This is a genomic window from Agarivorans sp. Alg241-V36 (genome assembly GCF_900537085.1).
Classification (GTDB): Bacteria; Pseudomonadota; Gammaproteobacteria; order Enterobacterales; family Celerinatantimonadaceae; genus Agarivorans.
In genome coordinates this window covers 116,955-138,532 of record NZ_UNRE01000009.1, presented here as the reverse complement: position 1 = coordinate 138,532, position 21,578 = coordinate 116,955, and the positions used below count along the sequence as shown (strand labels likewise).

Below are 21,578 nucleotides of genomic sequence, written 5' to 3'. Positions count from 1 at the left end.
TTTTTAGCAGAGAAATGTTGGTATGGAGGCCAAAACAAGTGAATCAAATGGACAAATTGGCTGTTAGGCCAAGCTGTTAAATAGTCTTAGTTGACCACTTGGTAAACATTAATTGGGCCTTAGCTTGGATAACAAGCTTTAAGGCGTGTTATTTGTCTTTAATAAATCTTGCTTAGTTGCTTATCCATTTGCTTTGGCGCTTGAGTCGGGATTTGGCTTGGCCGAGTCGGCCTCTGGCAGCTTAAAGCGAAAAGTATTACGACCGTTTTGTTTACTTAAATAAAGGGCTTTATCGGCCAAATCGATGATTTCTGCTAAGCCAATGTCGGCGTTTTCGGCAATCGATACGCCTACGCTAATTGTGACGTTTTTCTGGTTTTCAACCAAGCTAAATTGATGGGGGATTTCAGCATTGTTGATGGCTTTTACCAAGCGATTTGCCGAGAACTCGGCATAATCGAAATCACTATTACTTAAAATAGCAATGAACTCTTCACCGCCGTAACGGGCAATTAAATCACCGGGGCGCTTACAGATACCGGTCTCGATCAGTGTTTTTGCAACCTTCTCTAAACACACGTCGCCCGCTGGGTGACCGTAGTGATCGTTGTATAGTTTAAAGTGGTCGATGTCGATAAGCATAATGGTAATGGGGTAGCCACCACGCTGAGCGCGGCGCCATTCTTGCTCAAGAAACTCATCGGCGCAGCGGCGATTAGGTATGCCAGTAAGGCTGTCGGTAACGGCCAATTTTTCTAGCTCGCGATAGGCGGTGCGTAGCTCTTGTTGTGAAGCTTCTAAATCGGCAGTGCGCTCTTTTACTCTATCTTCCAATACCAACCTTGCTTGTCGGAGATCTTGTTTGGCATTGCGCTGGCTAAAGTAGAGCAGCAAAAACAAACTCACCGCTACCAGCAAAGAGCTGATGATACCCAGTACCACAATGTTGCGGGTGCGATAGTAAATTTGAAAAGCTTCGGCTTTGTCTATTTCGGTGGTTAAACCAAAATCATAACTGGGTTGCCAAGTCCAGGCGCCAACCACATTGACGCCGCGATAATCGGGATAGCCTTTAATATTAAAGGCAGTATTGCCTTTAATCGCACTTTGCGCCATCAAGGTAAGGGCTTGCGAAGCATTGCTTAGATTCTCTTTAGGCTCGGTAATATACAAACTATTAATTGCATCTTGGCCAGGCTCTAGTATACCAACGCGATGCAGTTGCTCCTCAAAGCGACTAGCAGAGAGCATTAAGCCGTTTCGGTCAAAAGCGTAGGTTTCGCCGGAGTTCCAAATTCGACCTAGTTGGGTGATGCGACTGAAATGATCGCGTTGATTTACACTAACAATCAATACACCATGCACCTGCTGATCTAAGTCTATAATAGGCGCGCTGAAATACATGTTATTGCTATGTTTGTTATGTTGCGGCAAGCCGGTAATAAACATACTTTCGCCATCAATCACCTGTTCCATTTTGTCGCGCTTTAATTCAAACAAGGGATGAACTTGCTTGGGGGGAGTCCTTTGGTTTGAGAAAAGCACCTGCCCTTGTGAGTCGCTAATCCAATAAGCTTTATCTTGATAGGTTTCCATCATTTGGCTGAAACTACGTTCAATGTTAGCTTCAGCACTAGAGCGCATTATTGAGGGGCTTGCAGGGTTATTGAGAATGTCGGTAGCGACTACTATTCGCTCCGACTGAGCGGTATTGCCCAGCTCTAAAAGCCGATGTTGAATCCAAATATGGTGAGCTTCTTGGGTGGCGCGAAGCACCGTTTGAAGAGACTCTTTAACCTTTTGCTCTACTTCTTCTTCGATGTTTTCTAGTGCGGTAAGTACAATCGCCAAAATCGCCAAGCTAAACAGCGACACCATCACTACTACGGTTCCGAGTTTGACGTATTTAGCATTAAACTGTGGTGGTGCGGTCGTTTTGTCGGCCATTTGACTAAGAAATTACAATTGCTTGATATTTAGCCAGTATGGACGGCTAAGCAGCATGACTCAACTATTTTCCATAAAATAACTTTTATATTAGTAACTTGCGAAACAGCTGCTGTGGAGTTTGTTAGTTATTTTTGCTGAGACTCTAGCTGTTCGATCTCTTTCCATAACTCGTCGGCATCTGCACTTAACATCGAGTAAGTCATAATATCGCCGCGTCGTTGCGCCAACATTGCTGACTCGAGCAAGGCATCATACTTTTGACGTTTCCGCTTTAGTGGATTGGGTTTAAGAAAATTAAACATAAACACTCCTTTGTTGTTACTAATAGAACGTACCAAGGCTGAAAATAGTTCTTCAGTATGGCAGCAATTCATGAATTTTTTATGAGGGCTGATTGTTTCGATTTAAAATAACCGGTCCTTGTCCCTCGCTAGCCAAGCTATCCTCAGGATTATAAAGCGGGCAGCTTTTCATTGATAAACAGCCGCAGCCTATGCAGCCTGTGAGAGAGTCGCGCAAGTTTTCTAGTTGCTTAATCCGCTGATTAAGCCCTTGATGCCATTGCTGAGAGAGCGCTTGCCAGTCGGTTTTATTGGGCGTGCGTTGCTCAGGTAACTTGGCAAAGGCTTGTTTTATCTCCGCCAAACTGATGCCCATGGCTTGGGCGGCTTTGATTACCGATACGCGCCGCAATACATCAGGGTGATAACGCCGCTGATTCCTTTGATTACGCCAGCTATTGATTAAACCTTTGGTTTCGTAGAAGTGCAGGGTAGATACCTTAACCCCGCAGCGCTTTGCTACAAAGCCAATCGATAGAGCTTGCTTTGGCCGCTGATTCATCTGTTCGCTCCAAAAATTAAAAGACTAGGCAAAAAATTACTTTACCTCAAGTTAAGTTGAGGTTTTAGGCTAGCAACTACAACACAGTAAATTGATTTAGCACTTAGCCTGCCAAGGAGCGCCTTATGCAATTAGAACATCTCAACTTAGTAGTGAAAGACATGCAGCAAAGCTTAGATTTTTATCAAGCGGCTTTCCCTCATTGGAATATACGCGGAGAGGGCAAACAAACGTGGTACGGCGTAGAGCGTCGCTGGTTACACTTTGGCGATAATGACCAATACCTTACGTTTAATGACCAAGGTTACGGAGAGAACCGTCCCTTGCAAGGTAATCAGGTGGGGATGGCACACTTTGCTTATCGTACTGTCGATTTAGATGGACTAATTTCGCGAATGCTAAAAGCGGGATATGCCATTCATCACGAAGGCGCTCAAAGTCCCTATCGGCGAAATGTGTATTTTAGAGATCCCAATGATTATGAAATTGAATTTGTGGAATACTCGTCTGATCTGCCCGAGCAACGCAATCATTACGATTAACAATGTTGTAAGCCACAAAGCCTGAATCTTCAGGCTTTTTTTGTTTGTTCGCTAAAAAGGCTTGACCCTATACCTAGCTACAGGGTTTATCATAGAACAATTGGAGGATGCTTATGTTCAAAATTGGCGAGTTGGCCAAGCTAAGTGGTTTAACTGTAGAAACGCTGCGCTTTTACGAGCGAAAAGGTTTGCTGGTACCGGCTGCCCGTGGCGAGAATCTCTACCGTATGTATAGCAAACAAGATTTGGCGCGTTTAGGTTTTATTCAACGCGCTAAGCAGGCAGGTTTGTCGATTAAAGACATCTTGGAATTACTCACCCTGCGTGAGCATGCAGAAACAGCAAGTTGTAACGATGTGAGCAGTGTTGTTGGCCAGAAGCTAGAGAAAGTACAACAACAATTGGCAGAGCTAAAAGCTTTTGAAACTACTTTAAAAACACTGCACGACGCATGCTGTGGTGGCGACGAAAGCGCCCGCTCTTGCTCAATATTAAAGGCCTTAGATGATGCTATTGAATAATTTTATCGATTTGTTTTTGAGTGCAGCACCGTGGTTGTTTTTGGGCTTTGTGATTGCGGCAAGTTTAAAGCTTGGCCTGCCCAGTCGCTGGTTAGCCAAGCATTTAGGCAATAACAAAGCGAGCACTACGGTAAAGGCGGCGCTAATTGGCGCGCCTTTACCCTTGTGTTCTTGCGGTGTTATCCCCGCAGCGATGGGGCTGCGCCGAGCTGGCGCATCTAAAAGCGCCACCACTTCATTTTTGATTGCTACACCAGAAACGGGGGTTGATTCAGTCGCTGTATCCTACGCCTTGTTAGGGCCGATAATGGCAGTTGTAAGGCCTGTAGCGGCAGTAGCAAGTGCCATTGTTGCTGGCTTATTAGTGGGAAAAGATGAAAGTGATGCGGCTCAGCCTGCCGCTGCGAAAACTTGTTGCAGCAAAAGCGCTTGTGGCAGCGAAGCAAAACCTCAAACCAAACACTGCAGCATTGCCAGCAAAGCCAAACAATGGAGCAATAGCTTTGTTGAATTAGTTGCCGACAGTTACTTATGGCTACTTCTTGGTTTGGTATTTGCCGCGCTTATTCAAACTTATTTACCCGAAAGCTTTATGACGCGCTGGGGCCAAGGCTGGATCACCATGGTGGTGATGGTATTAGTGGGGATCCCTATGTACATTTGCGCCACGGCTTCAACACCTATTGCAGCTGGCCTCATTATTGCGGGGATCTCTCCCGGTGCCGCCTTGGTGTTTATGCTCGCAGGGCCAGCGACCAATATTGCGACTTTAATGCTAGTTCGCCAAGAAATGGGAATGCGCGCCTTAGTTGCCTATTTGGTGGGCGTGATAGCTAGTGCCATGGCATTTGGCTGGGGCCTAGATTGGGCGATTAGCCAATGGCAGTGGCAGGTAAACCCAGTTGAGTGGCAAGAGCATCATTTGGTGAATAGCTGGTGGGTTGTAAGTAGTAGTGTAGTGATTGCAGCACTGATGCTGTTGGCGGGAGTTAAAGATGCGCGGCAGCGTTGGTTTAGTACTGCCGCTTAAGTCTTATACCAATCGTACCAAGTAACAGTGCATGCTAACGGATTAAAATACTCGATAACTGCCTTAGAATTTTTGAATGTAGAATCACTACTTATCGAAAAGTCCTGCTTTGTTTTCGAGTATTTTCCGGTGTTATTGCTCATTACTTACTTAGTATGATTGCCATTATTAGCTTTTTGGGACTCGCTTAAACTTAGCGCCATTGTTTAGGCGAAGGTTTTCTCCATCGCTCATGATTGGCTTCTCCAGCGCTTGAACAAATTCCATTTCAATCTTGTTGGCGGTGTCGTCACACAACATGCGAGTCATGCCAATAGGCTGATTTACTGTGAGTTGTTTACCATCCCACTCTGCCTGGCCAAAAAAGTTGTTGCAGCCAGTAGTGCCAGAGATTTTATAGCCTTGGTCATTTTCTTCCAAAGTGAATGCTGGCAATTTAATATCGGCAATGTTGTAAAAGTCACCGGTCATATACCAACGGCTATCTGCTAAATCCATGCTTGGCTCCGATTGTTTACTGGCGCAGCCCATTAAGCCTAGGCTTAGGGTTAAACCAATAAGTAGCTGTTTTTTCATGGTAGTTACCTCAAGTAAGCACAAAAACTATTTCAAGCTATTGTAGAACACAGCGGACGAGAAAAGTTCGATTTTTGATAAATTTAATGTTTTTTTGAGCTGGTTTTTCGATCAACACAAGCAGTAACTATCGAGCTAATCCCGGCTAAGTTCACTTCAAATGCGAGATGTTTCACACTTATTGCTCAGTTCTCGTCCTATGCTCTGCTCATCAATCATTGGACGACATTAAGTAGGTAAACATGAACCAGCAAGCGAGTGTATTTCATCTTGGCTTAAATCCCGACATGCTGAAAGGCGCAACCTTAGCCATTATTCCTGGTGACCCGCAGCGGGTAGAGCGTATTGCCTCTTTATTAGACGAGCCGGAATTGCTGGCCTCGCAGCGCGAGTTTACCTCTTACCTAGGTAAATTAGATGGTACCCCTGTGGTGGTATGTTCTACTGGCATTGGTGGCCCATCTACCTCTATCGCTGTAGAAGAGCTGGCTCAACTAGGTATTCGTACATTCCTGCGAGTGGGTACCACTGGCGCAATTCAACCGCACATTAATGTGGGAGACGTCATTGTTACCACTGCTTCAGTTCGCTTAGATGGTGCAAGTAGCCACTTTGCGCCGATGCAATTCCCCGCTGTGGCCGATTTCTCATGTATGCAGGCCTTAAATAGCGCGGCTTTAGATGCAAACGCGACTTGTCATGTGGGAGTTACTGCTTCAAGTGATACTTTTTACCCAGGGCAAGAGCGCTACGACACCGTATCTGGCCGAGTAGTTAAAGCCTTCCAAGGCTCTATGGAAGAGTGGCAAGCCATGGGCGTGCTTAACTTTGAAATGGAAAGCGCCACCTTATTTACCATGTGTGCATCGCAAGGCTTAAAAGCAGGCTGTGTAGCCGGAGTTATTGTAAACCGCACCCAGCAAGAAATTCCAGATGAGAGCTTGATGAAAAACACCGAACACCAAGCGGTAAACATTGTTGTAGAAGCCGCACGTAAGATGCTTGGCTAACAATAAAGTGCCAATACATTTTGTCTGATGTATTGGCAGTCCTTTCTGAATTTTTGCCCAACAAACGACTTAGGTCTGCTGGGCTTTTTTATGCTTAGCTACATACTAAGAATAAATCGAACGCAATAAAAAAGGCCTATCAACAGATAGGCCTTTTTGAGCAAAATCTAAGCCTTAGCTTAGTTCATGCCGTATTTTTTCAATTTTTTGCGTAAAGTACCGCGGTTGATACCTAACATGATTGAAGCGCGGGTTTGGTTGCCGCGAGTGTATTGCATAACTACGTCAAGCAACGGAGCTTCAACTTCAGATAGTACTAATTCGTACAATTCAGACACATCTTCGCCATTTAACTGTGCGAAGTAGTTGCGCAATGCTTGCTCAACTGAATCGCGTAATGGACGTTCTTTCACTTCAGTGCTAGTAGCACTGCTAGTCATAGTAGAAAGTGTGTTTGTGGTGGTATTTGAATCAAACATACTTGACGCTCTTTTTAATTAATTAATGATCACAACTATTCGAAAAACTGTTCAATCGCGGACGTTTGTACCAGGGCTGATTCAAGCTGGTTAAACTGGCTACGAAACTCATCCGTGTCCGCTAACTGCTTCAAGTACCACCCCACATGTTTGCGAGCGATACGTACCCCTTGATACTCCCCGTAATGTGTATACAGGTTGTCTAAGTGGTGAAGCATTACTTCCTTCACTTCTTCAGCCTTGGGGGCATCTAAATGCTGCCCAGTGCTTAAGAAGTGATTAATTTCTCTGAAAAGCCAAGGGTTACCTTGAGCTCCTCGACCTATCATGATGGCGTCCGCGCCGGTGTAATCCAAAACGTGTTTGGCTTGCTCCGGTGTGGTGATGTCGCCATTTGCCACAATCGGTATCGAAACTTCTTTTTTTACTGCTTTAATGGTGTCGTACTCGGCTAAACCTTTATACATGCATGCTCGCGTCCGACCATGTATGGCTAAAGATTGAATACCGGCGGCTTCTGCAAGCTTGGCAATTTGCAAAGCATTGCGATGTTCTGGTGACCACCCAGTACGGATCTTAAGGGTCACTGGCACTTCTACCGCCTGCACAACAGCATCAAGAATTTTTTCTACTAGCTCGGGTTGCTGCAATAGCGCCGAACCAGCTAACTTTTTGTTTACCTTTTTAGCTGGGCAGCCCATATTGATATCGATGATTTGCGCGCCATTTGCCACATTATGTTGGGCGGCGAGAGCCATCAATTCTGGATCTGAACCTGCTATCTGAACACTGCGTATGCCACATTCATCTAGGTGAACCATACGGTCTAGCGATTTTTTACTGTTCCAAACCCGTGGGTTACTGGACACCATCTCTGAAACCGTAAGCCCTGCACCTAAACGCCAACATAAGCGACGAAAGGGTTGATCGGTAATTCCAGCCATAGGCGCTAGTATCACCGGATTGTCCAGCTTGTAACTGCCTATTTGCATGACTGTCGTTCTTCTCAATCTCAGGGCGGCGTAGTTTACGACTTTTTAGGCACGCTGAAAAGGCTATATTTTGAACATTTTTCAAAAAAAAAGCTGGATTTTTAGATGCAGAATATGGCAGCAAACCCTTTAGTCATGGGTTTGCGCCACAATATTGGTTAACTTAGCGCTTAGTTCCGCTTAATCGACACCATTCTTGATCAAGAACAACCGGATCCATATTGCACTGTGTTTGATAGGCTGTTACTACCGCCTCACTCTGCTCTTCCAAAATGCCTGATAGGGCAATAGAACCTTGCGGTTTTAGGTAGGCAAGAATGATTTCGCTGAGCTCTTTAAGTGGGCCAGCTAATATATTGGCTACTACTATGTCTGCTTGGAAATCTTTAGGTTGGTCTTTAGGTAAGTAGAGTTCTAGCTTGTCGGCCACGCCATTGCGCTCGGCATTGTCGCGACTCGCTAAAATCGCTTGTGGGTCAATGTCTATGCCTACAACGCGTTTTGCGCCAAGCTTAATCGCGGCAATGGCTAGTATGCCGCTACCGCAGCCAAAGTCCACCACGGTTTTGTCACTAAGGTCTAGTTGGTCTAGCCATTTTAAACAAAGTGCAGTGGTAGGGTGGGTACCCGTGCCAAAGGCTAGGCCGGGATCTAGCATAACGTTAACCGCATTGGGATCGGGTACATCGGTCCAGCTTGGGCAAATCCATAAACGTTCGCCAAATTGCATTGGATGAAAGTCTTTCATCCATTCGCGTTCCCAATCTTTATCTTCTAGTTGGTCTAGTTTGTAGTTGCCGTCTTCTAGGATCAGCGCTTCTCGTAAGAAATTAATAATCGGCGACATATCGGTTGTGGCGTCGTATAGGCCTTGAACATCGGTATCGCCCCACAAAGGGGTTTCACCTAATAATGGTTCAAATACCGGTGTGTCGTGGCGGTCTAAGAAGGTAACCGCTTGGCAGCCGGTTTCCATAAGAATGTCGCCAATGGCGTCGGCTGTATCTTTAGTGGCGTTTATTTTTAGCTGGATCCAAGGCATTGTCCGCTCCTCTACTCGATTAGGCGGCAAGTGTACTGCGTTAGTTTGCGCTTATCATCATAAAATTAGTCTAGTCGACGGGGGACTATGCTGGGAGGCGATGTTTACAATACTAAATTTGTAAAAAAGCCGCATTTAGCTACCAAGGATTTTACCAGTAGTAAGTGCGACATCTTTAAGTATTTGTTACTTGGCTGGGCTTAAACCGCGGTTGCGGTAATGTGCACGTTTATATAGCAGTACCAAACCGCGACATCCAGCTAAGGCCGCGACAATTAGGGCTGGTGTGTTAAACAGTAAGCTGAGAATCAGCACGCTGCCGGCAAGGTACAAAAAGGGGATGAATTCATATACTGGTTCGGGAATAGCTTTAGTTTTGCGGATAAAAGACTTTTTGTATTTATCGTAACGGCGGTAGTTTGAACGAAGCACCCATATCAGAGCGCCCATACAAAATAGCAATGCACCACCAACATGGGCCAACCAAGGTTCAAGTAATAACATTGACCCTGTGCCTGCTGATAAATAGCCGCTTGGCAAAATCTCGTATATGGCTCGTGGTAGCATAAGCTCTCCCTGTCACATCTAGTAACCTTCCATTAACATTATTAAGCATAGACTCAGTTACAAGATTTAGCCAAATTGTCTGTTTGTATGTTGATTGGCGCTAATTGCTGGTTTTCACAGAACTAGGCACTTTTTGCCAAACTTGGCGGCGATAGCGATGGCGCATATAGAGTAAGGAGCAGCCGCGGTATAAACAGAGCGCAGCAATGGCGTAGGCGGCAATAGACTGTTGTGTTGACGCCAGAGAGAGGGCTAAACCAATAAACAAGAAGGGCATAAACTCGTATAGAGACTCTGGAATGTTGAAGCGTTTACCGGCATGAGTGGCTTGGTCTAAACGTCGAAAATTAGAACGCATTACCCATATCAGTGAACCTAGGCAAAATAGCAGTACACCCCCAGCCACTCCTAAGGTTGAGTCTACCCATATTACCGAGCTTGAGCCGGCAGCCAAATAAAGGCTCGGCAATATTTCATAGATTGGTTTAATAATCATGGCATTGCACTCAATTCCGTTTTAGGTGTTGGCTAAATTATCACTTCCCAAAGCATAACTTTGCTCTAACTAAGATGGTTTAAGTGTAAGACATATTTTTGAAACTGCCGATTTAGCCCTAAGCCCAGCCTCAGTTATCTGTAACAAAGTGCTTACATTTAACGCTCAGAATAAAGGTAAACTAGTGGGTTTACTTTTGTTTGATCTAAAAGTAAACTCTTTGGTGTAATTTATGAGGGCGCTATTTTGAGCATACGTAACAAGCTTATGAGTTTTTGTTTGGGAGGATTAATGAGTACACCTTTAGCTTCAGCCATGGCGGCTGACACCAGCTTATTCACCACCCAAGTTAATGATGGCAAATACCAAAATGCCCAAGCAATGCCAGCCAATGCCTCTGTTTGGGGTATTTTATGGCGTTATGTGAGTGAGCAGCGTGTAGATGCTGCGCCAAGCAAGGGTATTCCGGTGATGCCTTTAAATGCTTCTCAGCTGGCTGCTCTGCCCGTTGAACAAAGCAGCGTTATTCGTTTTGGCCATTCCAGCGTTTATATGCAAGTGGCTGGACAGCGCTGGCTAATAGATCCGGTATTCTCGCAGCGAACTTCTCCCTTTAGCTTTATTGGCCCAAAGCGCTTCCATCAACCGCCGGTGGAACTTAGCGACTTGGAGAATATCGATGGCGTGCTGATTTCGCACGATCACTACGACCATTTAGATAAACACAGCATCAAGCTGTTAAAAGACAAGGTGCAGCACTTTGTAGTGCCAGAAGGTGTAGACCAACACCTGCTTGATTGGGGAGTCGAGGCTAACAAAATTAGTCGTCTGCGTTGGTGGCAATCGGCAAGCTTTGGTGAGCTAACCGTAACTGCTACGCCTACTCAGCACTTCTCCGGTCGTGGTTTATTTGATGGTAACCAAACGCTTTGGGCATCTTACGTGATTGACGCGCCCGAGCAGCGGATATTCTTTAGTGGTGACTCTGGATACTTCGACGGCTTTAAACAAATTGGCGAGCGCTATGGGCCCTTTGATTTAACCATGATGGAAACCGGCGCCTATGACAAAGATTGGTCGGCGGTACATATGACGCCCGAGCAAACCTTGCAAGCTCACTTGGACTTAAAAGGTAAAGCCTTAATGCCAGTGCATAACTCCACCTTTGATTTGGCATTTCACTCTTGGTACGAGCCGCTTGAGCGAATTAGCCAATTAAGTGAACTCGCCGATGTGCAGCTAGTGACACCGAAAATAGGCGAAGTGTTTACAGTTGGGCAAGCACAAAAAACAGCAGCCTGGTGGCGGGATATTAAGTAGTTTTTCCAAACAAAGAAAAAAGGCCTTAAGTATTCTTAAGGCCTTTTTAGTATCAACAGCTGGTGAATTACATACCGAGTTTTTTCTCTAAGTAATGAATATTCGCGCCACCAAACTGGAAGTTCTCGTCTTGCATGATTTTCTCTTGCAGCGGAACGTTAGTTTTGATGCCGTCAATCACTAGCTCAGAAAGCGCATTTTTCATTCGCGCAATGGCGATGTCACGATTCTCACCGTAGGTAATTAGCTTACCAATCATCGAGTCATAGTAAGGCGGTACCGAGTAACCTGCGTAAACGTGCGAGTCCCAGCGAATGCCCATACCACCTGGTGGGTGGAAGCGATTAATGCGACCTGGAGATGGGATAAAGGTTTCCGCATCTTCGGCATTAATACGACACTCAATTGCGTGGCCGGTTAGTTTCACTTGCTCTTGGCTAAATGACAAAGGTTGGCCAGCGGCAATGCGCAGCTGCTCTTTGATTAAGTCGATACCGGTAACCATTTCTGTTACTGGGTGCTCAACCTGAATACGGGTGTTCATTTCAATGAAGTAGAACTCGCCATTTTCATATAAGAACTCGAAGGTACCGGCTCCGCGATAGTTAATCTCGATACATGCGCGAGTACAGCGTTCGCCAATGTTGCGACGCATATCTTCGGTAATGCCCGGAGCGGGAGCTTCTTCAACCACTTTTTGGTGACGACGCTGCATTGAACAGTCACGTTCACCTAAGTGAATAGCGCCACCTTGGCCATCTGACAATACCTGTACCTCTACGTGACGAGGATTCTCTAGGTATTTCTCCATGTAAACGATGTTGTTGCCAAAGAATGAGCCAGCCTCTGTACGGGTTAAATCGATAGAGGTATGTAGTTCTTCTTCTTTGTAAACAACACGCATACCACGACCACCACCGCCACCAGCGGCTTTAATGATAATCGGGTAACCAATGCGCTTGGCAATGGCGGCATTTTGTTTTTCATCGCTGCCCAATGGGCCATCTGAACCCGGTACACAAGGTACACCGGCTTTCTTCATCGCTTTAATCGCTTCAACTTTATCACCCATCATACGGATGGTTTCAGCTTTAGGGCCAATGAAGATAAAACCACTTTTCTCTACTATTTCAGAGAATTCGGCATTTTCAGATAAGAAACCATAACCGGGGTGAATCGCTACTGCATCGGTCACTTCTGCAGCGGCAATAATGCGCGGAATGTCTAGGTAACTTTCGGTTGCCGCAGGCTTACCAATACAAATTGATTCGTCGGCTAACAATACGTGTTTAAGGTCACGATCGGCTGTTGAGTGCACAGCTACCGTTTTAATGCCAAGCTCTTTACAAGCGCGTAAGATACGCAGAGCAATTTCACCACGGTTAGCAATAACTACTTTATCTAGCATACAAATGCCTCTTTATTCGATGATGAATAGCGGTTCATCAAACTCAACGGCTTCACCGTCTTCAACCAAAATGGCTTTAACAACACCAGATTTGTCAGCGTCAATTTGGTTCATCATCTTCATAGCTTCAATTATACATAGGGTGTCACCTACGTTTACTTGCTGGCCTTCTTGCACAAATGGTTGCGCTTCTGGAGATGAAGAACGGTAGAACGTACCTACCATTGGCGATAGTAACTGGTGGCCAGAAACTGCTTCGCTGGCAGCTGGTGCTGCAGCAGTTGCGGCTGGAGCCGCGGCAATTGGAGCCGGTGCTGCTACAGGTGCAGGAGCGTATACGGCTTGAGCTGCACCGCTGAAGTTACGGCTGATACGTACTGCTTCTTCACCTTCGGTGATCTCTAATTCAGCTACACCAGATTCTTCAACTAATTCGATTAATTTTTTAATCTTGCGAATATCCATAAGGGCTCTCTTTATCGTATTAGGTTAATTAAACAGCTATTTCTGCAGCTTGTTTAGCGCTGCAGTTAAAGCAAATTGATATCCTTGACTACCTAAACCACATATCACTCCCTCAGCTTTATCGGCAAGGAAAGAGTGATGACGGAATGATTCACGTGCATGTACGTTAGATAGGTGAATTTCTATAAATGGAATGTTCACACCAAGTAGCGCATCGCGCAGTGCCACGCTGGTATGAGTAAAAGCCGCAGGATTGATGATGATAAAATCTATCTCGCCCATGGCTTGATGAATGCGGTTAATTAATTCGCCTTCGACATTGGATTGAAAATCCTGAAGGGTGACACCCATGTCATTGGCTTGTTGGCGTAGTTGTTCAACAATGTCATCTAAACTCTGGTGGCCGTAAACCTCGGGCTCACGTTTGCCCAATAAGTTTAAATTTGGACCGTTGAGTAACAAAATAGAGAATTTATTAGTCATTTTCGTTGAAAAGTCAGCTTAAATTATAGAACGTGTCGATTTCTTAAGATTAGCACATTTATCAAGGATAAATGTGCTAAGTCATCGACATTTTCGACAATTATAGGGTTTTCGCAGAAAATGGCAGCATTTTTCTGGTCTAATCAGTTGGTTTCGGCGAGAGGCTCGGTAGTAAGGTTACGTAGCCATTTTTTCTGATTCATCCGCCAAAAACACAGCATGGCCTTAAATACTTCTTCACTTAAGGCTATACAAAAAGCCGTTATTAAGCTTACATCGAAGACAAAAATGGCGATGGAAGTAAGCATTAAACCTACGCCCCATTGGCAAAATGTATCCGACATAAGGCAGAAGCTGTTGTCGCCTCCGCTACGCAAAATTCCGTTAATTAGCACCATATTAAATATGCGTAGCCAAGTAGAGGCTGCCAGAACTAATACTAGCTGTTGTGCCAGTTGCAATGTTTCAGACTCTAAAGCGCCAAACAAGTTCAATAAAGGATAGCTCAATAACCAAATTGCCACACCAATACCAATTGCCGCAATGGGGCTTACTAGCAGTGCTAAACGGGCATCTACCCAGGCTTGGTTAAACTGGTTAGCGCCAAGTTTATTGCCCACCATTATCGAGCAAGCTGCCGAGAACCCCATGAAGCAAGAGATAGCAATGCCTTCTATTGGGCTAATCAAGCTCATTGCTGCCAGCGCGTTGGTCCCTAACTGGCCGTATAAAGTGGCAAATACAAATACACCGCTCGACCAAATGCTAAAGTTAATCACCAATGGCACGGCAAGCTTGGCATATTTGCTTAGCTCGGTTTGCTTAAACTGCCAAAAGCCGATCATACATACTTTCAATAATGGATGAGATTGCCACCAAAGGCTGGCCCACAGCACCACAAACTGCAGTAAACGAGCAATCACCGTAGCTACACCTGCGCCTACAATGCCCATTGCTGGAATAGGCCCAAGGCCAAAAATAAGCAGTTGGTTTAGCGCAATGTTGGCGACTACCGCAAACACACTAATATACAGCGGCAGCTTGGTATTACCGCTAGCGCGCAGTGCCGATTCAATCACTATCACTGGTAAAGTGAATAACACCATTAATGCGGTGGCACGAATATAGTCGCTGCCAATGGCAATAAGATGTGCGTCGTTGCTGCCCCACTGCATGATGGTACTTGGGCTAAATACCATGAAGGCTAAGGTGGCTAAGGTAAAAATAAGCCCAGCATAAAAAGATAATGCAACTGTACGGCCAATCGCCGTCCAGTTTTTTGTTCCCCAGTGTTGCGCGCTCAAAATGGCACAAGCAGTTGAGAAACCATTTAAAATGACGATGGCAACAAAAAATGCCCGCCCTGCATAACCTACTGCGGCCACTTCGGCATCACCTAAGGTGGCAACCATCAGTACATCTACTAAGCCTAATAGGCTTAGCAATACTGCTTGCAAGGATATAGGCCAAGCTAGGCGCCAGAACTGCTCTAGCCATGAGCGATTCAATGAAATAGGAGATGCGTGCATAACAACCTCAAAATGTGACTTGCATCAGATATAAACTATCTAGTTAGAAGTGGTGATTTAAATTTATGGCTGCGATCCTATCTTATATATAGGAAGTGCCACATAATTGAAGCTATCAAAAATATGTTCAAAACTATCATCTATGAATGAGCAACATTGGCAAGATAAGTTTGAGATAGGCCCAGCGTGTGTTGAGCGCTTCTTAACCACCGAGCGCTTTTCTGAGCTCACCAAGCTTCAGGTGAATTTGGCGGGAGTATCGTATATTCGAGGTGAGTACTTTGTGAGTCGGCGAGCACCGCAGGAGCACTCTGTTTTAATTTCTATGGCTGGCGCTGGAAGTTTGCATACCGCCGAGGGACGGCAACGCTTAGGACCAAATGAGCTGGTCATTCTACCCGCTGGAACTCATTATTCGTTTAGTCTAGCCAGTCACTTTTGGCGGCACAATTGGTTTCAGTTTTCACCTGATATTAGCTGGTATCGTTTCCCCAAAAAAGCCAAAGTGCTGAACATTAGCTCGAGTCAAAACATTGATAAGTGCATGAAGTTACTGCTAGATGAGGAAACTAAGGCGAAAGCCGATCCGCTGGTTGAATCGGCTTTAACTCAGCTGATAAAACGCTACTTATTGCAACTGCTTAAACCGCTAAAAAATGCTGAGCCAAGCCCCTTACATAAACTCGAGCAGCAATTGCGATCTTCCTTGCACTACCCTTGGACAGTAGCCGAAATGGCGCAACGCTTGTCGGTGTCAGAAGCTCACTGTTATCGTTTATTTCAGCAAGAGTTTAAGGTGAGTCCTAAGCAATATCTCACGCGATTACGCTTAGAGCATGGCAGCTATTTATTACGTGAAAGCCACTGGTCGATAGAGGTTATCGCCAGTCAGTTAGGTTACCAAGACGGTTTTGCCTTTGCCCACCGCTTTAAAAAAAGCTTTGGAGTCTCGCCTGGGCGTTATCGGCGTAATTACAACTAGCTCAAACTAGCAAGTAAGTGCTGGCTAGTGACCTAGCCAATGGCGCTTATTTGTTGATGCTTTGTAAGCTCGCTGCGACTTTGGCACTGCTTACTCGTTTAAAAGTGTCTAGGGTGAGTGAAGCCACTTGCTGTAATTGCTGCTCTGTTGCGCCATTAGTGGCGTGAACATTTAAGCCTTGCAGCACTGTGGCTAAGTAATGGGCAAGGGCTTCTGGATCGGCATCGGCGGTCAAATCTTTGTCAACTTTGGCGCGCTCAAAGCGTTGCTGTAAGGCGATACTGCCTTGGGCCCGGCGTTCCTGCAGGGCTTGCTTAATGGTGCTAGCAGACTCACTACACGACAACGCACCTTGCACAATCACGCAGCCTTGCGGTTGTGAGGGGTCGCTTAAGTTTGCCACGGCACCTTTCAACATGTAATCCACTACGTCGTAAATGGTATCTTGCTCTAGGGCGGGGTAGAAATAGGCTTGTGGTCGAGATTCGTAAAGCTCTATGGCCTGCAAAAACAACTGCTCTTTATTGCCAAAAGCCGCATACATACTGGGTTTATTAATGCCCATGGCTTGGGTTAGATCGTTTAAGGATGCCCCTTCGTAACCTTTTTGCCAAAATACTTCTAAGGCTTTTTCTAGCGCTTGATTCGCGTCAAAGCTGCGTGGACGACCAATGTGAGAACAGCACTTGGGGGACATTTTTCTACCTCAATTTAACATTGAATTGATCATAGCTAAGCCGCTCAGACCTGTCTAGATAAATAAATACCACTTGGTACAAAAATATCTTGATCCCGATCATATTTAGTGATTAATATACCAGCCAGTACAAAACAAAATATCATTCAGATATCAATTAATCATCACTTTAGGGAACGAAGATGGCATCAGTTTTTGATCTACCAAAACTCATCGCAGTAAGTGCTTTAAGCATTTTCCTAGTGGCTTGCGGAAAACCGGAAGCTGCGACCAATCAAGCACCTCCACCACCAAGTGTAGATGTAGCCGAAGTATTGCTTGAGCGCATTACCGAGACCGATGTTTATACTGGTCGCCTACAAGCACCACAAACCGTGATGGTCGTGCCGCGAGTGTCAGGCTATATCGAGCAAGTATTGTTTGCCGAGGGCAGCCTAGTTAACAAAGGTGATGTGCTATTTAAGATCGATAGCCGCATTTTTGCCGCCGAAGTTGCCCGCCTAGAGGCTGAGCTACAAAGTGCTAAAAGCAGTTTAGAGCTGGCTAGGAAAGGCTATAAACGCGCCCAGGCCTTGAATAAACAAAACGCTATCTCCGATGAGATTTTAGATAATCGCTTTTCGGCGCGAGAGCAAGGTGCGGCTGCTGTAGCATCTATCACCGCCGCCTTATCGCGAGCTCGTTTGGATTTAGATTTTACCGAGGTGCGCGCTCCCATTGGTGGCCGTGTGTCTAACGCGCTAATCACCGAGGGCAACTATGTAAACCTCGGCGCTAGTCAGCTTACGCGGATTGTTTCTACCCAGCATATGCATGCTTATTTTGACGTAGACGAGCAAAGCTTTTTGAAATACCAAGAGCTAAACAATGTATTGCCGTTGCAAGGCGCACTAGACACCGTAGCGGTTGTGCAAATGGCCTTAGCCGATGAGCAAATCTTCAAGCACTTAGGCCAAATTGACTTTATCGACAATGCTGTTGCTAGCGGCACTGGCACTATTCGCTTGCGCGCCAGCTTTAGTAACCCCAGTGGTGAATTACTGCCGGGCATGTTTGCTCGCTTACAAATTGCTGGAAGCAGCTCTTATCAAGCCGTGCTCATTGACGATAAAGCCGTTGGAACCGACTTAAACAATAAGTTTGTATTGGTGCTAGATGAAAACAACCAAGTACAGTACCGCCCGGTAGTTTTGGGTGAGCAAATCAATGGTTTGCGAATTGTTTCTCAAGGTTTATCGGGTTCAGAACGCATCGTCGTAAACGGCATTCAACGAGTACGTCCACAAATGCAGGTAACCCCCATTGCAAAGGCTATGGCCAGCGAAGAAGTGATATCTGGATTGCGAGAGTCTCAGCGGTTACTTGATCAACAGCATCAGCAATTAAGCCTTAACGCTAAGTTGTAAGTTCAACAAGGATAGATTCGCCCATGTTTTCTCAGTTTTTTATTAAACGGCCGATTTTTGCGGCCGTTATATCGCTGCTGATGTTTATTGGCGGTGCAATTGCAGTGTGGCAATTACCAATTACCGAATATCCAGAAGTGGTGCCGCCTACCGTGGTTGTTACCGCCAATTACCCAGGGGCTAACCCTAAGGTAATTGCCGAAACGGTGGCGTCTCCGCTGGAGCAAGAAATTAACGGCGTGGAAGACATGTTGTATATGTCTTCGCAAGCGACATCTGATGGCCGTATGACACTTACCGTGACCTTTGCCATTGGCACCGATATCGACCAAGCACAAACCCAGGTGCAAAGCCGTGTAGATCGCGCCACACCGCGCTTGCCGCTTGAAGTGCAACGTTTGGGTATTGTGACCGAAAAGTCCTCTCCCGATCTCACCATGGTGGTTCACTTAAGTTCACCAGAAGATCGCTACGATTTACTGTACCTGTCTAACTATGCGGCACTTAACGTTAAAGATGAGTTAGCGCGAATAGAAGGCGTGGGCGCAGTGCGTTTGTTTGGCGCTGGCGATTACAGCTTACGCATTTGGTTAGATCCCAATAAAGTGGCTGCTTTGGGTTTAAACCCGAATCAAATTATTGCCTCAATTAGAGAACAAAATCAGCAAGCAGCTGCAGGTAGCTTAGGCGCACAGCCCAGTGGTGAGTCTGATTTTCAGATTTTGATTAACGTGAAAGGGCGTTTAAACACCACTGAAGAGTTTGAAAACATCATCATTAAAGTGGGCGAGCAAGGCGAAATTAGTCGCTTACGCGATGTGGCACGTGTAGAGCTAGGGGCGAGCAGTTATGCGCTTCGTTCACTACTGGATAACAAGGATGCAATTGCCATTGGTGTGTTTCAAGCATCTGGCTCGAACGCTATCCAGATCTCTGAAGATGTACGGGCGCGTATGGCCGAATTAGCGCAAAACTTTCCTGAAGGCCTAAACTACGACACGGTTTACGATCCAACGGTATTTGTTCGTGGCTCCATTGAAGCGGTAGTTAAAACCTTGTTTGAAGCAGTACTGCTGGTGGTATTGGTGGTGGTGCTGTTCTTACAAACCTGGCGCGCTTCAATTATTCCTTTAGTTGCTGTACCCGTGTCGTTGGTGGGTACCTTTGCCTTTATGCACCTGATGGGCTTTTCGCTTAATGCCTTGTCTTTATTTGGTTTGGTATTGGCCATTGGTATCGTGGTGGACGACGCCATTGTGGTGGTGGAAAATGTTGAACGAAATATTGCCGAGGGTTTAAACCCAGTGGCCGCGACGCAGCGCGCCATGAAAGAGGTAACCGGGCCCATTGTGGCAACCACCTTGGTATTGGCAGCGGTGTTTATTCCTACTGCCTTTATGTCTGGCCTAACCGGACAGTTTTATAAACAGTTTGCTTTAACCATTACTATCTCGACCTTTATTTCGGCGATTAACTCGCTCACCTTGAGCCCTGCTTTGTCGGCCTTGTTGCTAAAAGGGCATGACGAACCTAAAGACCGTTTAACCCGAATTATGGACAGTTTGTTTGGCAAACTGATTTTTGCGCCGTTTAATCGTTTGTTTAACAAAGGTGCCAATGTTTATGGCGGCATCATCAAAAAGACCATTCGTTTATCGGCCTTAGTAGGGGTTATTTACGTGGGTCTGTTAGGCCTTACTGCCTACCAGTTTGACACTACACCTACTGGTTATGTGCCTGGGCAAGATAAACAATACTTAGTGGCGTTTGCTCAACTGCCCGATGCCGCCTCTTTAGAGCGCACCGAAGCGGTGGTGAAAAAGATGTCTGAGATTGCGCTGGCGCAACCTGGTGTTGAGCACGCAGTGGCCTTTCCTGGTTTAAGCATTAATGGCTTTACCAACAGCCCAAATAGCGCGATTTTGTTTACCCCTTTGGCCGATTTTGATCAACGCCAAGACCCAAGTCTTTCGGCTAATGCTATTGCTGGCGCACTTAACCAGCAGTTTTCCGGTATTCAAGAAGCCTTTATTGCGATATTTCCACCACCACCGGTGCAGGGTTTAGGCACCATTGGTGGCTTTAGGCTGCAGATTCAAGACCGCGCCAATTTGGGTTATGAAGAGTTAGCCAATGTCACCATGCAAGTGATGCAAAAAGCCTGGGCAACGCCAGCGCTTACCGGCATTTTTTCAAGTTACCAAGTGAATGTGCCGCAGCTTGATTTGGATTTGGATAGAACCAAAGCCATGCAACAGGGAGTGGCCATTGATGAGGTATTCTCAACCTTGCAAGCTTACATGGGGTCTACTTATGTGAATGATTTTAATAAGTTTGGTAGAACCTATCAGGTGAATATCCAAGCCGATGAGTCTTTTAGGCAGTCGCCAGAGCAGATTAGTCAGCTTAAGGTGAGAAATGCCGATGGCGCGATGATCCCGCTAGGCTCCTTTGTTGATGTATCTTATGTGGCAGGTCCAGACCGAGTGATGCACTACAACGGTTATACCACCGCAGAAATCAACGGTGGTCCAGCACCTGGTTATAGCTCAGGCGAAGCGCAAGCTGCCATCGAGCAGATATTGGCAGAAACCTTGCCCATAGGCATGACCTTTGAGTGGACCGAGCTTACCTATCAGCAAAAGCTGTCGGGCAATACCGCAATGCTGATTTATCCTTTGGTGATTATCTTGGTATTCATGGTCCTAGCTGCGCAATACGAAAGCTTGCGTTTGCCAATAGCGATTATTCTAATTATCCCGATGACCTTATTGTCGGCGATTAGTGGTGTATTGCTATGGGGTGGGGATAACAACATCTTCACCCAAATTGGTTTGATTGTGCTAGTAGGTTTGGCCACCAAGAACGCCATTTTAATTGTTGAGTTTGCTAAGGAATTGCAAGACCAAGGCCGCACGGTAATGGAGGCAGTATTAGAAGCATCAAGGCTACGTTTGCGGCCAATCTTGATGACCTCAATTGCCTTTATTATGGGAGTAGTGCCGATGGTGTTCTCGACGGGCGAGGGGGCTGAGATGCGCCAAGCCATGGGCGTTGCAGTATTTTCTGGCATGATTGGGGTGACCATTTTTGGTCTACTGCTTACCCCGTTGTTCTACTATTTGCTGGCTAAACGTAACCCTAAAGCCAGTGAGCAAGCCACGCCATTAGCCTTAGAAGCAGATATATTGGCAGCTAAGTAGCTTAAATACTGAGTAATAGAAAACGCCGCTACTAATT

The 21,578-nt window shown here is 45.8% G+C and carries 22 protein-coding genes; 8 read left to right on the top strand and 14 right to left on the bottom strand.

Annotation, left to right across the window (positions count from 1 at the left end; translation table 11 throughout):
• Nucleotides 1–180: 180 nt before the first annotated feature.
• The 3 genes from G6R11_RS18945 to soxR form a co-directional block, all read right to left on the bottom strand.
• Nucleotides 181–1,947, bottom strand: a complete 1,767-nt coding sequence (locus G6R11_RS18945; RefSeq protein WP_163134624.1) for a diguanylate cyclase — start codon at nt 1,945–1,947, stop codon at nt 181–183.
• Between the two features lie 128 nt (nt 1,948–2,075).
• Nucleotides 2,076–2,252, bottom strand: a complete 177-nt coding sequence (locus G6R11_RS18940; RefSeq protein WP_163134623.1) for a DUF6435 family protein — start codon at nt 2,250–2,252, stop codon at nt 2,076–2,078.
• A gap of 79 nt (nt 2,253–2,331) precedes the next feature.
• Complete coding sequence (gene soxR / locus G6R11_RS18935; protein ID WP_163134622.1) at nt 2,332–2,793, bottom strand: redox-sensitive transcriptional activator SoxR; 462 nt, start codon at nt 2,791–2,793, stop codon at nt 2,332–2,334.
• 125 nt (nt 2,794–2,918) lie between these two features.
• On the opposite strand from soxR, the gene G6R11_RS18930 reads away from it, so the two are divergent.
• From G6R11_RS18930 to G6R11_RS18920, 3 genes are all read left to right on the top strand, one after another.
• Entirely contained in the window at nt 2,919–3,335 is a 417-nt protein-coding gene (locus G6R11_RS18930) for a VOC family protein (RefSeq protein WP_163134621.1), read from the top strand.
• A 113-nt stretch (nt 3,336–3,448) separates the two neighbouring features.
• On the top strand, nt 3,449–3,856 hold the full coding sequence (gene zntR / locus G6R11_RS18925; protein WP_163134620.1) for a Zn(2+)-responsive transcriptional regulator: 408 nt from the start codon (nt 3,449–3,451) through the stop codon (nt 3,854–3,856).
• Nucleotides 3,840–4,886 (top strand): SO_0444 family Cu/Zn efflux transporter, encoded by a 1,047-nt coding sequence (locus G6R11_RS18920; RefSeq protein WP_163134619.1) that lies wholly within the window; start codon nt 3,840–3,842, stop codon nt 4,884–4,886. The genes zntR and G6R11_RS18920 overlap by 17 nt, the downstream gene beginning before the upstream one ends.
• 168 nt (nt 4,887–5,054) lie before the next feature.
• Here G6R11_RS18920 and G6R11_RS18915 read toward each other — a convergent pair whose 3' ends face one another.
• The gene (locus G6R11_RS18915) at nt 5,055–5,462 is read right to left on the bottom strand and encodes an META domain-containing protein (RefSeq protein WP_163134618.1); all 408 of its coding nucleotides are present in this window, start codon (nt 5,460–5,462) and stop codon (nt 5,055–5,057) included.
• Nucleotides 5,463–5,704: 242 nt separating this feature from the next.
• Here G6R11_RS18915 and udp point away from each other — a divergent pair, with 242 nt between their 5' ends.
• The gene (gene udp, locus G6R11_RS18910) at nt 5,705–6,472 is read left to right on the top strand and encodes a uridine phosphorylase (RefSeq protein WP_163134617.1); all 768 of its coding nucleotides are present in this window, start codon (nt 5,705–5,707) and stop codon (nt 6,470–6,472) included.
• 179 nt (nt 6,473–6,651) lie between these two features.
• Here the strand turns inward: udp and fis are convergent, their stop codons facing one another.
• The 5 genes from fis to G6R11_RS18885 all read right to left on the bottom strand — a co-directional run bounded on the left by fis (nt 6,652) and on the right by G6R11_RS18885 (nt 10,048).
• The gene (gene fis, locus G6R11_RS18905) at nt 6,652–6,951 is read right to left on the bottom strand and encodes a DNA-binding transcriptional regulator Fis (RefSeq protein WP_016402072.1); all 300 of its coding nucleotides are present in this window, start codon (nt 6,949–6,951) and stop codon (nt 6,652–6,654) included.
• A gap of 35 nt (nt 6,952–6,986) precedes the next feature.
• On the bottom strand, nt 6,987–7,943 hold the full coding sequence (gene dusB / locus G6R11_RS18900) for a tRNA dihydrouridine synthase DusB (RefSeq protein WP_163134616.1): 957 nt from the start codon (nt 7,941–7,943) through the stop codon (nt 6,987–6,989).
• Between the two features lie 163 nt (nt 7,944–8,106).
• Nucleotides 8,107–8,985 carry a 50S ribosomal protein L11 methyltransferase gene (gene prmA / locus G6R11_RS18895; RefSeq protein ID WP_163134615.1) on the bottom strand — a complete coding sequence of 293 codons (879 nt, stop codon included), beginning with the start codon at nt 8,983–8,985 and terminating at the stop codon, nt 8,107–8,109.
• Between the two features lie 186 nt (nt 8,986–9,171).
• Nucleotides 9,172–9,552, bottom strand: coding sequence for a hypothetical protein (locus G6R11_RS18890; RefSeq protein ID WP_163134614.1), 381 nt, complete (start codon nt 9,550–9,552; stop codon nt 9,172–9,174).
• A 100-nt stretch (nt 9,553–9,652) separates the two neighbouring features.
• The gene (locus G6R11_RS18885; protein ID WP_163134613.1) at nt 9,653–10,048 is read right to left on the bottom strand and encodes a hypothetical protein; all 396 of its coding nucleotides are present in this window, start codon (nt 10,046–10,048) and stop codon (nt 9,653–9,655) included.
• Between the two features lie 291 nt (nt 10,049–10,339).
• Between G6R11_RS18885 and G6R11_RS18880 the strand changes: the two genes are divergently transcribed.
• Nucleotides 10,340–11,368: an MBL fold metallo-hydrolase gene (locus tag G6R11_RS18880; protein WP_163134612.1), complete on the top strand. Its 1,029-nt coding sequence runs from the start codon at nt 10,340–10,342 to the stop codon at nt 11,366–11,368.
• Between the two features lie 67 nt (nt 11,369–11,435).
• Here G6R11_RS18880 and accC read toward each other — a convergent pair whose 3' ends face one another.
• The 4 genes from accC to G6R11_RS18860 form a co-directional block, all read right to left on the bottom strand.
• Entirely contained in the window at nt 11,436–12,776 is a 1,341-nt protein-coding gene (gene accC / locus G6R11_RS18875) for an acetyl-CoA carboxylase biotin carboxylase subunit (RefSeq protein WP_163134611.1), read from the bottom strand.
• A gap of 12 nt (nt 12,777–12,788) precedes the next feature.
• Complete coding sequence (accB, locus tag G6R11_RS18870; RefSeq protein ID WP_163134610.1) at nt 12,789–13,241, bottom strand: acetyl-CoA carboxylase biotin carboxyl carrier protein; 453 nt, start codon at nt 13,239–13,241, stop codon at nt 12,789–12,791.
• Between the two features lie 36 nt (nt 13,242–13,277).
• Nucleotides 13,278–13,724, bottom strand: a complete 447-nt coding sequence (gene aroQ / locus G6R11_RS18865) for a type II 3-dehydroquinate dehydratase (RefSeq protein ID WP_163134609.1) — start codon at nt 13,722–13,724, stop codon at nt 13,278–13,280.
• Nucleotides 13,725–13,867: 143 nt separating this feature from the next.
• A complete protein-coding gene (locus G6R11_RS18860; RefSeq protein WP_163134608.1) occupies nt 13,868–15,253 on the bottom strand; it encodes an MATE family efflux transporter in 1,386 nt (461 codons plus the stop codon).
• A gap of 142 nt (nt 15,254–15,395) precedes the next feature.
• Between G6R11_RS18860 and G6R11_RS18855 the strand changes: the two genes are divergently transcribed.
• Nucleotides 15,396–16,235 carry an AraC family transcriptional regulator gene (locus G6R11_RS18855; RefSeq protein WP_163134607.1) on the top strand — a complete coding sequence of 280 codons (840 nt, stop codon included), beginning with the start codon at nt 15,396–15,398 and terminating at the stop codon, nt 16,233–16,235.
• Between the two features lie 46 nt (nt 16,236–16,281).
• Here the strand turns inward: G6R11_RS18855 and G6R11_RS18850 are convergent, their stop codons facing one another.
• Nucleotides 16,282–16,932: a TetR/AcrR family transcriptional regulator gene (locus tag G6R11_RS18850; protein WP_163134606.1), complete on the bottom strand. Its 651-nt coding sequence runs from the start codon at nt 16,930–16,932 to the stop codon at nt 16,282–16,284.
• A 182-nt stretch (nt 16,933–17,114) separates the two neighbouring features.
• On the opposite strand from G6R11_RS18850, the gene G6R11_RS18845 reads away from it, so the two are divergent.
• Nucleotides 17,115–18,338, top strand: a complete 1,224-nt coding sequence (locus G6R11_RS18845; RefSeq protein ID WP_163134605.1) for an efflux RND transporter periplasmic adaptor subunit — start codon at nt 17,115–17,117, stop codon at nt 18,336–18,338.
• Between the two features lie 23 nt (nt 18,339–18,361).
• Entirely contained in the window at nt 18,362–21,541 is a 3,180-nt protein-coding gene (locus G6R11_RS18840) for an efflux RND transporter permease subunit (RefSeq protein WP_163134604.1), read from the top strand.
• Nucleotides 21,542–21,578 lie beyond the last annotated feature (37 nt).

Bases quoted from the DNA above. Each gene is read 5' to 3' on its own strand.
- accC (WP_163134611.1), bottom strand. From the start codon at position 12,776: ATGCTAGATAAAGTAGTTATTGCTAACCGTGGTGAAATTGCTCTGCGT.
- G6R11_RS18845 (WP_163134605.1), top strand. From the start codon at position 17,115: ATGGCATCAGTTTTTGATCTACCAAAACTCATCGCAGTAAGTGCTTTA.
- G6R11_RS18930 (WP_163134621.1), top strand. From the start codon at position 2,919: ATGCAATTAGAACATCTCAACTTAGTAGTGAAAGACATGCAGCAAAGC.
- G6R11_RS18855 (WP_163134607.1), top strand. From the start codon at position 15,396: ATGAATGAGCAACATTGGCAAGATAAGTTTGAGATAGGCCCAGCGTGT.
- accB (WP_163134610.1), bottom strand. From the start codon at position 13,241: ATGGATATTCGCAAGATTAAAAAATTAATCGAATTAGTTGAAGAATCT.
- G6R11_RS18850 (WP_163134606.1), bottom strand. From the start codon at position 16,932: ATGTCCCCCAAGTGCTGTTCTCACATTGGTCGTCCACGCAGCTTTGAC.
- dusB (WP_163134616.1), bottom strand. From the start codon at position 7,943: ATGCAAATAGGCAGTTACAAGCTGGACAATCCGGTGATACTAGCGCCT.
- G6R11_RS18920 (WP_163134619.1), top strand. From the start codon at position 3,840: ATGATGCTATTGAATAATTTTATCGATTTGTTTTTGAGTGCAGCACCG.
- soxR (WP_163134622.1), bottom strand. From the start codon at position 2,793: ATGAATCAGCGGCCAAAGCAAGCTCTATCGATTGGCTTTGTAGCAAAG.
- zntR (WP_163134620.1), top strand. From the start codon at position 3,449: ATGTTCAAAATTGGCGAGTTGGCCAAGCTAAGTGGTTTAACTGTAGAA.
- G6R11_RS18940 (WP_163134623.1), bottom strand. From the start codon at position 2,252: ATGTTTAATTTTCTTAAACCCAATCCACTAAAGCGGAAACGTCAAAAG.
- G6R11_RS18860 (WP_163134608.1), bottom strand. From the start codon at position 15,253: ATGCACGCATCTCCTATTTCATTGAATCGCTCATGGCTAGAGCAGTTC.
- aroQ (WP_163134609.1), bottom strand. From the start codon at position 13,724: ATGACTAATAAATTCTCTATTTTGTTACTCAACGGTCCAAATTTAAAC.
- G6R11_RS18885 (WP_163134613.1), bottom strand. From the start codon at position 10,048: ATGATTATTAAACCAATCTATGAAATATTGCCGAGCCTTTATTTGGCT.
- fis (WP_016402072.1), bottom strand. From the start codon at position 6,951: ATGTTTGATTCAAATACCACCACAAACACACTTTCTACTATGACTAGC.
- G6R11_RS18915 (WP_163134618.1), bottom strand. From the start codon at position 5,462: ATGAAAAAACAGCTACTTATTGGTTTAACCCTAAGCCTAGGCTTAATG.
- G6R11_RS18945 (WP_163134624.1), bottom strand. From the start codon at position 1,947: ATGGCCGACAAAACGACCGCACCACCACAGTTTAATGCTAAATACGTC.
- G6R11_RS18840 (WP_163134604.1), top strand. From the start codon at position 18,362: ATGTTTTCTCAGTTTTTTATTAAACGGCCGATTTTTGCGGCCGTTATA.
- udp (WP_163134617.1), top strand. From the start codon at position 5,705: ATGAACCAGCAAGCGAGTGTATTTCATCTTGGCTTAAATCCCGACATG.
- G6R11_RS18880 (WP_163134612.1), top strand. From the start codon at position 10,340: ATGAGTACACCTTTAGCTTCAGCCATGGCGGCTGACACCAGCTTATTC.
- G6R11_RS18890 (WP_163134614.1), bottom strand. From the start codon at position 9,552: ATGCTACCACGAGCCATATACGAGATTTTGCCAAGCGGCTATTTATCA.
- prmA (WP_163134615.1), bottom strand. From the start codon at position 8,985: ATGCCTTGGATCCAGCTAAAAATAAACGCCACTAAAGATACAGCCGAC.